Below are 12,291 nucleotides of genomic sequence, written 5' to 3' on the forward strand. Positions count from 1 at the left end.
CTAGTCTCGGTGCCAGAACAAGACCCGGAGACGCGCCATGACCGCCATGCCTGAAGTCCGCCCCGAAGACGCCCTGAACATCCCCGACAGCCGCGGCATCAACCTGTATGCCTGCGACCCCTCGCTGCAGCACCTGCTGGAGGTGTACCTGCCGCCGGAGGTGCTGGCGCAGTGGCGCGACACCCTCGAACGCCTCGGCGCCCGCGCCGGCGACGAACTGGACGTGCTGGCCCTGTCGGCGGACAGGAACCCGCCGCAGCTGGCGCCGCGCACCCGCCGCGGCGAGGACCTGCAGAGCATCCGCAAGCACCCGGACTACGTCGCCCTGGAGCGCGTGGCCTATTCGGAACTGGGCCTGGCCTCCATGAGCCACCGCCCGGACGGCGCGCTGCCGCTGGTGAAGTACGCGCTGACCTACTTGTTCGTGCAGGCCGAGTTCGGCCTGTGCTGCCCGGTCAGCATGACCGACTCGCTGACCCGCACCCTGCGCAAGTTCGGCGCGCCGGAGCTGGTGGAGCGCTACCTGCCGTCGCTGGCCTCGCGGGACTTCGACAGGCTGTTCCAGGGCGCCATGTTCATGACCGAGCAGGCCGCCGGCTCCGACGTCGCCCGCACCCGCACCCTGGCGCGGCAAGAGGACGGGGAGTGGAAGCTGTACGGCGACAAGTGGTTCTGCTCCAACCCCGACGCCGACCTGGCCATGGTCCTGGCCCGCCCCGAGGGCGCACCCGAGGGCATGAAGGGCGTGACCCTGTTCCTGCTGCCCAAGCACCGCCCGGACGGCTCGCGCAACGCCTACCGCATCCTGCGCCTGAAGGACAAGCTGGGCAGCCGCTCCATGGCCAGCGGCGAAATCTGCCTGGAAGGCGCCACCGCCTACCTGATCGGCGAGGTCGGCCGCGGCTTCCAGCAGATGGCCGACATGGTCAACATGTCGCGCCTGTCCAACGGCGTGCGCGCCGCCGGCCTGATGCGCCGGGCGCTGAGCGAGGCGCTGTTCATCGCCCGCCACCGCCGTGCCTTCGGCAAGCACCTGATCGACATGCCGCTGATGCAGAAACAGCTGCTGAAGCTGATGCTGCCGGCCGAGCAGGCGCGCTCCACGTTCATGCAGATCGCCACCCTGCTGCCGCGCGCCGACGCCGGCGACGCCGCGGCGCAGAAGTGCGTGCGCATCCTCACCCCGCTGATCAAGTTCCGCGCCTGCCGCGATGCCCGGCGCGTCACCGGCGACGCCATGGAAGTGCGCGGCGGGGTGGGCTACATCGAGGAATGGAGCGATGCGCGCCTGGTCCGCGACGCCCACCTGGGCTCCATCTGGGAAGGCACCAGCAACATAGTCGCGCTGGACATCGCCCGCGCCGTCACCCGCGAACAGGCCCTGGAGCCGCTGCACCAGTACCTGCGTGGCCTGCTGGCCGAGAGCGGCCTGCCGGACGCCAGCCGCACCCGCTTCGAGGCGCTGCTGGAGCGCAGCGTGGCACTCATGGCCGACGTGGCCGAGGCGCGCCAGGACGAGCAGGTGCGCCAGGCTGGCAGCGTGCTCTACCACATCGCCAGCGCCATCTTCATGGCCTGGGAAGCCGGCCGCCAGGCCAGCGACCGCCGGCGCCTGGCCCTGGCCCACCTGGTGCTGCAGCACAAGTTGCTGCCGCGCGACCCGCTGGGCCTGCAAGCTGGGGGGCCGCTGCTGGCCCGGCTGCTCGACGAAAGCGAGATGAGCCTGGACGAAGCCATGCAACTGCTGCCGGCCTGACCTCCCGCAACCGACAAGAATCGACAAGAGAGAGTTGCCATGAACCCCGAGACCGGTGCCCTGCGTGGCCTGAAAGTCATCGACCTGAGCCGCGTGCTGGGCGGCCCCTACTGCTCCCAGGCCCTGGCCGACCACGGCGCGGAGGTGATCAAGCTGGAGCCCCTGGGCGGCGACGAGACGCGCGGCTGGGGCCCGCCCTTCGAGGGCGACACGGCTTCCTATTTCCGCGGCGTGAACCGCAACAAGAAGGGCATCGCCGTCGACCTGTCCAGGCCCGAGGGCATCGAGTTGCTGCTGCAACTGCTGGAAGGCGCCGACGTGCTGATCGAGAACTTCAAGCCCGGCACCCTGGCGCGCTGGGGCATCGGCTACGCCGAGGTGCTCAGCCCGCGCTTCCCGCGGCTGATCCACTGCGCGGTGTCCGGCTTCGGCGCCGACGGCCCGCTGGGCGGGCTGCCCGGCTACGACGCGGCGATCCAGGCCATGGCCGGGCTGATGAGCGTGAACGGCGAGGCCGAGGGCGGGCCATTGCGCATCGGCCTGCCGATCGTCGACATGGTCACCGGTCTGAACGCCGTGGCCGGCATCCTGCTGGCGCTGCACGAGCGCGAACGCAGCGGGCGTGGGCAGTCGGTGGACATCGCCCTGTACGACTGCGGCATCTCGCTGCTGCACCCGCACCTGCCGAACCATTTCGCCTCCGGGCGCACGCCGCAGCGCACCGGCAACGCCCACCCGAACATCGCCCCCTACGACAGCTACCGCACCGGCGGCGAGCCGATCTTCCTCGCCGTGGGCAACGACCGCCAGTTCGCCAGGCTGTGCGACTACCTGGGCGCCGGCGAATTGCTGGAAGACCCACGCTTCGCCGACAACGGCCAGCGCTCGGTCAACCGCGAAGCGCTCAAGCAGGCGCTGGAGGGCCACCTGGCGACGCACGACGGCCGCGAGCTGGCCGAACGGCTGATCTGCCTGGGCGTGCCCTGCGGCGCCATCGCCACGGTGGACCGCGTGGTGGAGCACCCGCACACCGCGCACCGTGGCCTGGTGGTGCAACTGGGCGACTACCGCGGCATCGCCTCGCCGGTGAAGCTCTCGCGCACTCCGGCCAGCTACCGCAGCGCGCCGCCGGCCCTGGGCGGGAATACCCGCGAGGTGCTCGCGGAGCTGGGCCTGGCGCCGGAGACCATCGAGGCCCTGTACCGGCGCGGCATCGTCCGCGGCTGAGTCTTTCCGGCGGTTTTGCCCACGTGGGGGACCTGCGCCAGGCGATGGCGCCGTTCCGCTGCGAGCGGTCTATGCTTTTGGGCCGACCCGTCATTGGCAGAGGCAAGCACCATGAGCGACCGTCGCATCACCTTCTACCACTCCCCGCAAACCCGTTCCTCCGGCACCCTGGCGCTGCTGGAGGAACTGGGCGCCGACTACGACCTGCACCTGCTCAACATGCAGGCCGGCGAGCAGCGCCAGCCGGCCTACCTGGCGATCAACCCGATGGGCAAGGTCCCGGCCATCCGCCATGGCGAGGCGCTGGTGACCGAGCAGGGCGCCGTCTACATCTACCTCGCGGACCTGTACCCGGAAGCCGGACTGGCGCCGGCCATCGGCGACCCGCTGCGCGGGCCCTACCTGCGCTGGCTGGTGTTCTACGGCTCCAGCTTCGAACCGGCGGTGACCGACCGCTCCCTCGGCCGCGAGCCGGCGCCCCAGGCGCGCAGCCCCTACGGCGATTTCGAGACGGTGATGAAGGTCATCGACGAGCAGCTGCAGAAGGGGCCCTACCTGCTCGGCGAACGCTTCACCGCGGCGGACGTGCTCTGGGGCTCGGCGCTGGCCTGGACCACGCACTTCGGCATAGTGCCGAAGACCCCGGCCATCGAGCGCTACATCGCGAAAGTCACCGCGCGGCCCTCCTTCGCCAAGATCGCCGAACGGGACGCGCAATGGCACGCGGAACACGCCGAGGTGGCGGGAAAGGTGTAGGAGCGGGCCCTGCCCGCGATTCGGCGGATAACGCCGTAGGCGTTATCCGCCCTACGGATTTCCGACGGGGTTGCGGCAGGGGTTGGGGCTCTACAAAGAGCGCCCTCTCCCCAGCCCTCTCCCGCAAGCGGGAGAGGGGGCTGTTCGGAGTGGCCGGAGAATCCTGAGTCATCCTGAAACGCCTAACCCCCACCCCGTCATTCCCGCGAACGCGGGAGCCCAGGGTTCGCGAGCAAGCTCGCTCCTACGAAAAGCAAAAGCGCGTTTGCTCTTGGGACTTCCAGAGAAACATCCGCGCACTCCGAAACGCCCCTTCAGAAGGCCGAGCGAAACCGGCGCTCAGGAGGTCATGCGACATGGATGTCGCGAGAGCCCCGATGGGCTACAGGGACGTACCCTCGGGGCGGGCCTCCGTGGCGGGGGAATTCGCGAGGGTAGCCCGGCTCCATCGGGCCCGTATGTCGGGGCAAGCCTTTTTGGTTCCTTTTGTGGCGTTTGACAAAAGGGACTCGCCCGAGGGGGCGAAACAAAAAATCTCCGCAGACTCGGAGCGGCGCGTTACACCCAAACAAGAAGGCAGCTGGGTTATTCCCCTTTGGGCCAGCGCAAGCGCTGCCCGCGATTTCACCCCTTCGCCGCGCTGACCCCCTCCAGGGTGGCGAAGGAGGTGTCCTTGGCCGTCAGCAGGAAATCGCGCATGAAGGGCGCGTCCAGCATGTCCGCGCGGATGGCCGCGTAGAGCGTGCAGTACAGACCCTTCTCGCCCAGGCGCTTGGCCGTCACGTAGCCGCGCGAGCTGTATTCGTGCAGCGCCCAGTTGGGCAGGCTGCACACGCCGCGGCCGGAGGCCACCAGCTGCATCATCATCACCGTCAGTTCCGAGGTGCGCACCTGGGCCGGCTCGATGTCGGCCGGCTCCAGGAAGCGGGTGAAGATGTCCAGGCGGTCGCGCTCGATGGGGTAGGTGATCAGCGTCTGGCTGGCCACGTCTTCCGGCACTATGTAGGGCTTGCCGGCCAGCGCGTGGTGGTTGTCCACCGCCAGCAGCGCCTCGTAGGTGAACAGCGGCACGTAGGTGATGCCGGCGATGTCCACCGGGTCGGAGGTCACCACCAGGTCGAGGTCGCCGCGGGCCAGGGCCGGCAGCGGGGCGAAGGAGAAGCCCGAGGCCAGGTCCAGTTCCACCTCCGGCCAGGCGTCGCGGAACTGGTCGATGGTCGGCATCAGCCACTGGAAGCAGCTGTGGCACTCGATGGCCATGTGCAGGCGCCCGGCGGTGCCGCCGGCCAGGCGCGCCAGGTCGCGTTCGGCGGTGCGCAGCTGCGGCAGCAGGGAGTCGGCCAGTTGCAGCAGGCGCAGGCCGGCGCTGGTGAAGCGCACCGGCTTGGTCTTGCGGATGAACAGCGACAGGCCCAGGCGGTCCTCCAGTTCCTTGAACTGGTGGGACAGGGCGGATTGGGTCAGGTGCAGGCGTTCGGCGGCTTCCACCAGACTGTCGGCTTCACGCAGGGCGTGGAGGGTTTTCAGGTGACGAATCTCGAGCATGGCGCCGCTTCCAACATGAGTAAAACTTGATTACATCCGAAACTGGATTGAGTTTGTCTCATGCGCGGCCGGCTGTCGACCCGCCCGTGCCGCCGCCGATCTACCAACTCAGATAGAACATGCCCTTGGCCAGCAGCACTATGCCCAGGACGTGGGCGAAGACGCTGTAGTGGATGATCCGCGAGCGCCGTCCGGTCATCCCGCCGCTGTGCATCAGGTACATGGCGCAGAAGAAGTGGCAGAGCACGCTGGCGGCCAGCAGCAGCTTCAGGCTCAGCAGGGTGGCGAAGGGCGAGTCCAGCGGATGGGCCAGCAGCGGCAGGTAGCGCAGCTTCAGCATGCCCAGGCCGCTGCCGAAGAGCGTCAGGATCACCCAGGGCATCACCCGCCGCAGGCGCTGGCCGAGGGCGCGCTCCACGGCGCGCAGGGCATCTGCCGGCACATGGCGGCGCACCCGTTCGAGAATCAGCACCTCGAAGAACACGGTGCCGACGAAGGCGATGGCGGCCAGCAGATGCAGGACCAGCAGGATCGGATAGCTCATGGGCGCCCCTTGGCGAACGGCTGCTTCCCTGGAACCATGCCGGGCCGGCCGCGCCCGTGCCATGACGCCGGTCAGGCTGGCGGCGACCGCTCGGCGCCTTTCATCAAAGTGTCACGGTTGTGTGGCAGAGCGATGCACGAAAATTCATCAGAATCGGCTTTCACTGGGGTTCTACATTCCGGATTTTCACATGCGTGCGTTTCTCTTGGCGCTGGCACTGTCGTGCCTGGCGCCCCTCACTGCCTTTGCCGGCGATCGTTGCGACCCACGGGTGCCCACCGACACCCTGGACCTGGGCGACGTGCGCCTGGCCTACCAGAGCATAGGCTCGCCGAAGGACCCGACGCTGCTGCTGATCATGGGCCTGGGCGGCCAGCTCATCCACTGGCCCGACGAAGTGGTGCAGACCCTCTGCCAGCAGGGCTTCCGCGTCATCCGCTACGACAACCGCGACGTCGGCCTGAGCGCCTGGCGCGTGCCCACGCCCGGCGCCAACCTCACCTACGAGGTGATCCGCTACCGCCTGGGCCTGCCGGTCAGCGCGCCCTACAGCCTCACCGACATGGCCTGGGATGCCCTGCGCCTGCTGGACGGGCTGCACGTCGAGCAGGCCCACGTGCTGGGCGCGAGCATGGGCGGGATGATCGCCCAGCACGTCGCCGACCTGGCGCCGCAGCGGGTGCTCAGCCTGACCCTGGTGATGACCAGCTCCGGCGCCGAGGGCCTGCCGGCGCCCAGCGACAGCCTGCTGAAACTGCTGGCCCGGCGCGAGGCCGGCAGCCGCGAACAAGCCATCGAGCAGCAGGCCGACCTGCTCGCCGCCCTGGGCAGCCCGGAGGTGAAGGACGACCGCGAGCAACTGCTGCAGCAGGCGGCGCAATCCTACGACCGCGCCTTCAACCCCGAGGGCGTGCAGAGGCAGATGCTGGCGATCCTCGCCGAGCCCAGCCGGGTCGACCTGCTCAACCGTTTGAATGTGCCTACCCTGGTCATCCATGGCACCGCCGATCCGTTGTTGCCAGTGATGCATGGGGTGCATGTGGCGGCGCATATCCACGGGGCGGAGCTGAAGCTGATTCCGGGGATGGCCCATCGTTTCCAGGAGGCGTTCAAGGCGCCGTTGCTGGCTGCGGTGTTGCCTTACCTGCGGGCGCATCAGACGGCGGGGCATGTGGCGCAGTTGTAGGGGGCTTTCGTAGGGCGCATAACGCCTACGGCGTTATCCGCCGTTTGACCTGGGCCATGCCCCCGCTCGCTGCCGAGCACGGAGTCGCTGTCGAAGCCACGCCAGGTTCAGCCATGGAGTGGCTGGCAAGAAAGGTGAGGCGGCGGATAACCGCGAACGGTTATTCGCCCTACGTCCATGGTGGGCTTGGCGTAGGGCGCATAACGCCTACGGCGTTATCCGCCGTTTGGCCTTGGCCATGCCCCCGCTCGCTGCCGAGCACGGAGCCGCCGTCAAAGCCGCGCCAGGTTCAACCACGGAGTTGCCGGCAAGAAAGGTGAGGCGGCGGATAACCGCGAACGGTTATTCGCCCTACGCTCCCGGATGACCCACCCCTCAAACCGCCTTCGGCAAAGGCGCGAACAGCGCATCGATATCGGCATCATCCAACTGCCAATCCGTTCCCGCGCCTTCGAGGATGCCGGCCGCCAGCGCGGCCTTCTCCCGCTGCAGCAGCTGGATCTTCTCTTCCACCGTGCCGCGGGCGATCAGTTTGTAGACGAACACCGGCTTGTCCTGGCCGATGCGGTAGGCGCGGTCGCTGGCCTGGTTCTCGGCGGCCGGGTTCCACCAGGGGTCGTAGTGGATCACCGTGTCCGCCGCAGTCAGGTTCAGGCCCACGCCGCCGGCCTTCAGGCTGATCAGGAACAGCGGCACGCGGCCCTGCTGGAAGTCTTCCACCGGCTGGCGGCGGTCGCGGCTGTCGCCGGTCAGCAGGGCGTAGTCGATGCCGCGTTGCTGCAGGGCTTCGCCGACCAGCGCGAGCATCGAGGTGAACTGCGAGAACAGCAGCACGCGGCGGCCTTCGGCGAGCAGTTCCTCGAGCATGTCCAGCAGGTATTCCAGCTTGCCCGAGGTCACTGCCTTGGCGCGGCCGCTGGCCGGCGGGGCGTCCTTCTGCACCAGGCGGATGTCGCAGCACACCTGGCGCAGCTTGAGCAGCGCCTCGAGGATGATGATGCGGCTGCGCGCCAGGCCGCGGCGGGCGATTTCGTCGCGGACCTTGCGGTCCAGGGCCAGGCGCACCGTCTCGTAGAGGTCGCGCTGGGCCTCGCTGAGCTCGATGTGCTGGATGAACTCGCTCTTGGGCGGCAGCTCCGAGGCCACCTGCTCCTTGGTGCGGCGCAGCAGGAAGGGGCGGATGCGCGCGGCCAGGTGGGCCAGGCGCGCCTGGTCGCCGTGGCGCTCGATGGGCGTGCGGTAGTGCTGGGCGAACTGCTTGGCATCGCCCAGCCAGCCGGGCAGCAGGAAGTGGAACAGCGACCAGAGCTCGCCCAGGTGGTTCTCCAGCGGCGTGCCGGTCAGGCACAGGCGGTGCCGCGCGTTCAGCTGGCGCGCGGCCTGGGCCGCCTTGGTGCCGGCGTTCTTGATGTTCTGCGCCTCGTCGAGGATCAGCAGGTGGTAGGCGTGCTTGCCGAGCTTTTCCGCATCGCGCGGGAGCAGGGCGTAGGTGGTGAGGATGAGGTCGTGCTCCTCGATCTTCGCGAAGTCGCGCCGCCGGCCCGCGCCGTGCAGGGCCAGCACGCGCAGGCCGGGGGTGAAGCGCTCGGCCTCGTCCAGCCAGTTGGGGATCAGGCTGGTGGGCATCACCACCAGGGCCGGCGCGCTGAGGCGCCCGGCCTGCTTCTCCAGCAGCACGTGGGCCAGGGACTGCAGCGTCTTGCCCAGGCCCATGTCGTCGGCGAGGATGCCGCTGGCGCCCACCGCGCGCAGCGTCTGCATCCAGCTCAGGCCCTCGTGCTGGTAGGCGCGCAGCTCGGCGCGCAGGCCCTCGGGCAGCGGCGCCGGCTGGGCGCGGTAGTCGCGCAGGCGCAGGGCGATCTCGCGCAACTCGTCGCCGCCCTGCCAGCGCAGCGGCAGCTCTTCCAGCTCGGAGAGCCGCGCGGCGTCCGGCGCGCCCATGCGCAGGCGGCGCACCGGCGCCTGGTCGCCCAGGTAGAACTCCGACAGCGTGCCCAGCAGCGGCTTGAGCTTGCCGAAGGGCAGGGCCACCCGCAGCGGCCGCTCCGAGGCGGTCTGCCAGCTGTGCACCGGGTTGCGCCCGGCGTCCAGGCGCAGCACCAGTTGCTCGTCGTCGGGGTGGCGGGCCAGGGCCTGCGGGTCGAGCAGCGCCGGCATACGCCGGATCAGCTCGATCAGCGCCGGCAGCAGGCTGATGCGGCGGCCGTCGACCTCGATGCCCAGTTCCAGGTCGAACCACTGGCGGTCGTCGGTCTCCTCGATCTCGGCGTACCAGTTCTCGATGGGCGTCAGGTCGAAGACGAACTCCGGGCGCACGTCCACGTCCCAGCCGAGCTCACGCAGCTGCGGCAGGCCCTCGCGCATGAACTGTTGCCAGGTGGCGTCGTCGGGCAGCTCGAACATCTCCCCGGCGCTTTCCTCCAGGGCGTCGCTGCGGCGCATCGCCGGCTTGAAGCCGAACTGGCGCAGTTGCTGGCGCAGCTGCTGCTCGCGCTCGGGCTGGCGGCTGAGGCGGACGATGCGGTCGTCGCGGAACACCCGCAGCTCGCTGCCGGTGCGCGGGTTGATCGGCCCCGAGACGGGCATGCCGGCGTACAGGAAGGCCAGCGCGGCGCGGTGCCGGGCGATGTTCTGCATGCGCCCGCTGCGCAGGTCGAAGCCGCTGTGCACGTGGCTGCCCAGGGTCAGGCGCGGGCGCGGCGCCAGGTCGGCGGGCGCCGCGGGCGGCTCGGCGGGTGGGGTCATCGGAGGTTCCTTCCGGCAAGCCCGGGGAAATACACAAACGCCCGATGATACCCCTATTTCCCGCGACGCGCTGCCACAGGCGGCTCAGCGGGCGAAGCGCCGCGCCCCCGCCACGCAGGCCACCACCGCCAGGGTCGAGACGGCCATCAGCGGGCTGACCTGCTCGTGCAGCAGCAGGCCGGCCAGGGCCAGGCCGAAGAAGGGTTGCAGCAGCTGCAGCTGGCCCACCGCGGCGATGCCGCCGCGGGCCAGGCCGTGGTACCAGAAGAAGAAGCCGATGAGCATGCTGAACAGCGACACGTAGCCCAGGCTCAGCCAGGCCGGCAGGCTGGCTGCGGCGAGGTCGGCCGGCCAGGTCCACAGGGTCAGTGGCAGCATCAGCGGCAACGACAGCACCAGCACCCAGCAGATCACCTGCCAACTGCCCAGGTGCCGCGACAGCCGCGCGCCCTCGGCGTAGCCCAGGCCGCAGGCGAGGATGGCCGCCAGCATCAACACATCGCCCAGCAGGCTGCCGGCGCCGCCCTGGCTCAGCGCGTAGCCGGCTACCGCCGCGCTGCCGAGCAGCGAGAATGCCCAGAACGCCGGGCGCGGCCGCTCGCCGGCGCGCAGCACGGCGAAGCTGGCGGTGGCCAGCGGCAGTAGGCCGACGAAGACGATGGCGTGGGCCGAGCTGACGTGGCGCAGGGCCAGGGCGGTGAGCAGCGGGAAGCCGACCACCACGCCCAGGGCCACCACCAGCAGCGCCGGGATGTCCTGGCGCGCCGGGCGGCGCTGGCGCAGCACGAAGAGGATGGCCGCGGCCAGCAGCCCGGCGATGCTGGCCCGGGCCAGGGTGAGGAAAGTCGGTTCGAAGCTGCCCACCGCCACCCGCGTGGCCGGCAGCGAGCCGCTGAAGATGAGCACGCCGAGGAAACCGCTGAACCAACCGCCTAAAGAAGCATTCATCGAGCATTCGCCAAGAGCAGAGGGGAGTCTCGATGGTGGCGCCGGGAAGGGCGGGCGGCCAGTGACAGATCAGTACAATTCGAACAAACTGTCCTGGATTTTCATCGGTACAGTCGAGGTGGCCATGGCCGTGACACGGGTGGACGGGGTGATGCGCCAGGTGCGCGAACGCCTGGCGGCGCGCAGCCTGGTGCCGGGCGAGCGGCTGCCGTCGATCCGCGCGCTGGCACAGAGCCTGGAGGTGTCCAAGAGCACCGTGGTGGAGGCCTACGAACGCCTTGCCGCCGAGGGGCTGATCGCCGCCCGGCGCGGTTCCGGCTTCTACGTCTGCGGCCGGCTGCCGCCGCTGTCGCTGGCCGAGATCGGCCCGGCGCTGGACCGCAGCATCGACCCGCTGTGGATTTCCCGCCAGGCGCTGGAGGCCGCAGAGGATTCGCTCAAGCCCGGCTGCGGCTGGCTGCCGCCGTCCTGGCTGCCGGAGGACGAGCTGCGTCGCGCCCTGCGCCAACTGGCCCGCGAGCCGCAGTCGAGCCTGCTGGAATACGGCCGCCCCTACGGCCACGCCGGCCTGCGCGAGCAGCTGGCACGGCGCCTGGGCGACTACGGCCTGCAGGTCGGCGCGCAGCAGATTGTGCTCACCGACGGCGGCACCCACGCCATCGACCTGGTCTGCCGCTTCCTGCTGGAGCCCGGCGACGAGGTGCTGGTGGACGACCCCGGCTACTTCAACTTCCAGGCCCTGCTGCGCGCCCATCGCGCGGTGGCCATCGGCGTGCCCTACACGCCGCAGGGGCCGGACATCGAGGCCCTGGCCGGCATCCTGCAGCGCCACCGGCCGCGCCTGTACATCACCAACTCGGCCTTCCACAACCCTACCGGCGCGCAGCTCTCGCCGCTGGTGGCGCACCGCCTGCTGAAGCTGGCCGAGGCCCATGACCTGCTGATAGTCGAGGACGACATCTTCGCCGACTTCGAGCACGAGCAGGCGCCGCGGCTGTCCGCCTTCGACGGCTTGCAGCGGGTGATCCAGGTCGGCAGCTTCTCCAAGACGCTGTCCGCCTCGGTGCGCTGCGGCTATATCGCGGCGCGGCCGCAGTGGTGCGAGCAACTGGTGGACCTGAAGCTGGCCACGTCCTTCGGCAACAGCCCGTTCAACGCCGAGCTGCTCCACGAACTGCTGCGCAAGGGCGGCTACCGCCGGCATATAGAAAGCCTGCGCGTGCGCCTGGCCGACGCCATGGGCGACACCCTGGCGCGCCTGCGCGGCCTGGGCCTGCAGCCCTGGCTGGAGCCGCGCGGCGGGGTGTTCGTCTGGGCGCGGCTACCCGGCGCTCTGGATGCCGCCGCGGTGTCCCGCGCGGCGCTGGAACAGGGCATGGTGCTGGCGCCGGGCAACGTCTTCAGCCTGGGCCAGAACGCGCCGGACTTCCTGCGCTTCAACGTCGCCCAGTGCCAGTCGCCGCGGGTCTTCCAACTGCTCGAACGGGCCATGGAGAAGGCCCGCCGGGGGCGCTGAAAACTTTTCTGATTTTTCTGCAGGTTTTCCACGGTCGTTCGGCCTCTGTGCAATCCCGCCTGTGCGAA

Annotated in this window: 9 protein-coding genes; 5 read left to right on the plus strand and 4 right to left on the minus strand. The window is 69.7% G+C overall.

Annotation, left to right across the window (positions count from 1 at the left end):
* The first annotated feature begins 37 nt into the window (after positions 1-37).
* The 3 genes from PcP3B5_RS10685 (at position 38) to PcP3B5_RS10695 (ending at position 3,739) form a co-directional block, all read left to right on the plus strand.
* Entirely contained in the window at positions 38-1,756 is a 1,719-nt protein-coding gene (locus PcP3B5_RS10685; RefSeq protein WP_061561224.1) for an acyl-CoA dehydrogenase family protein, read from the plus strand.
* A gap of 39 nt (positions 1,757-1,795) precedes the next feature.
* Positions 1,796-2,983 carry a CaiB/BaiF CoA transferase family protein gene (locus PcP3B5_RS10690; protein ID WP_061561225.1) on the plus strand — a complete coding sequence of 396 codons (1,188 nt, stop codon included), beginning with the start codon at positions 1,796-1,798 and terminating at the stop codon, positions 2,981-2,983.
* Positions 2,984-3,094: 111 nt separating this feature from the next.
* A complete protein-coding gene (locus PcP3B5_RS10695; RefSeq protein ID WP_043267000.1) occupies positions 3,095-3,739 on the plus strand; it encodes a glutathione S-transferase family protein in 645 nt (214 codons plus the stop codon).
* Between the two features lie 624 nt (positions 3,740-4,363).
* Here the strand turns inward: PcP3B5_RS10695 and metR are convergent.
* Entirely contained in the window at positions 4,364-5,284 is a 921-nt protein-coding gene (gene metR, locus PcP3B5_RS10700; RefSeq protein ID WP_061561226.1) for a transcriptional regulator MetR, read from the minus strand.
* A gap of 100 nt (positions 5,285-5,384) precedes the next feature.
* On the minus strand, positions 5,385-5,828 hold the full coding sequence (locus PcP3B5_RS10705) for a CopD family copper resistance protein (protein WP_009619061.1): 444 nt from the start codon (positions 5,826-5,828) through the stop codon (positions 5,385-5,387).
* 190 nt (positions 5,829-6,018) lie between these two features.
* Between PcP3B5_RS10705 and PcP3B5_RS10710 the strand changes: the two genes are divergently transcribed.
* Positions 6,019-7,014 (plus strand): alpha/beta fold hydrolase, encoded by a 996-nt coding sequence (locus PcP3B5_RS10710; protein ID WP_061561227.1) that lies wholly within the window; start codon positions 6,019-6,021, stop codon positions 7,012-7,014.
* A 375-nt stretch (positions 7,015-7,389) separates the two neighbouring features.
* Here the strand turns inward: PcP3B5_RS10710 and PcP3B5_RS10715 are convergent, their stop codons facing one another.
* Both PcP3B5_RS10715 and PcP3B5_RS10720 read right to left on the minus strand, forming a co-directional pair.
* A complete protein-coding gene (locus tag PcP3B5_RS10715) occupies positions 7,390-9,759 on the minus strand; it encodes a DEAD/DEAH box helicase (RefSeq protein WP_043266992.1) in 2,370 nt (789 codons plus the stop codon).
* Positions 9,760-9,843: 84 nt separating this feature from the next.
* A complete protein-coding gene (locus tag PcP3B5_RS10720) occupies positions 9,844-10,707 on the minus strand; it encodes a DMT family transporter (protein ID WP_043266990.1) in 864 nt (287 codons plus the stop codon).
* 124 nt (positions 10,708-10,831) lie between these two features.
* Between PcP3B5_RS10720 and PcP3B5_RS10725 the strand changes: the two genes are divergently transcribed.
* Entirely contained in the window at positions 10,832-12,223 is a 1,392-nt protein-coding gene (locus tag PcP3B5_RS10725) for an aminotransferase-like domain-containing protein (protein WP_061561228.1), read from the plus strand.
* Positions 12,224-12,291: the final 68 nt, after the last annotated feature.

The organism is Pseudomonas citronellolis, from assembly GCF_001586155.1.
Lineage (GTDB): Bacteria > Pseudomonadota > Gammaproteobacteria > Pseudomonadales > Pseudomonadaceae > Pseudomonas > Pseudomonas citronellolis.

Coding starts and splice junctions, on each gene's coding strand:
- PcP3B5_RS10685 (WP_061561224.1), top strand. CDS start 38: ATGACCGCCATGCCTGAAGTCCGCCCCGAAGACGCCCTGAACATCCCC.
- PcP3B5_RS10690 (WP_061561225.1), top strand. CDS start 1,796: ATGAACCCCGAGACCGGTGCCCTGCGTGGCCTGAAAGTCATCGACCTG.
- PcP3B5_RS10695 (WP_043267000.1), top strand. CDS start 3,095: ATGAGCGACCGTCGCATCACCTTCTACCACTCCCCGCAAACCCGTTCC.
- metR (WP_061561226.1), bottom strand. CDS start 5,284: ATGCTCGAGATTCGTCACCTGAAAACCCTCCACGCCCTGCGTGAAGCC.
- PcP3B5_RS10705 (WP_009619061.1), bottom strand. CDS start 5,828: ATGAGCTATCCGATCCTGCTGGTCCTGCATCTGCTGGCCGCCATCGCC.
- PcP3B5_RS10710 (WP_061561227.1), top strand. CDS start 6,019: ATGCGTGCGTTTCTCTTGGCGCTGGCACTGTCGTGCCTGGCGCCCCTC.
- PcP3B5_RS10715 (WP_043266992.1), bottom strand. CDS start 9,759: ATGACCCCACCCGCCGAGCCGCCCGCGGCGCCCGCCGACCTGGCGCCG.
- PcP3B5_RS10720 (WP_043266990.1), bottom strand. CDS start 10,707: ATGAATGCTTCTTTAGGCGGTTGGTTCAGCGGTTTCCTCGGCGTGCTC.
- PcP3B5_RS10725 (WP_061561228.1), top strand. CDS start 10,832: ATGGCCGTGACACGGGTGGACGGGGTGATGCGCCAGGTGCGCGAACGC.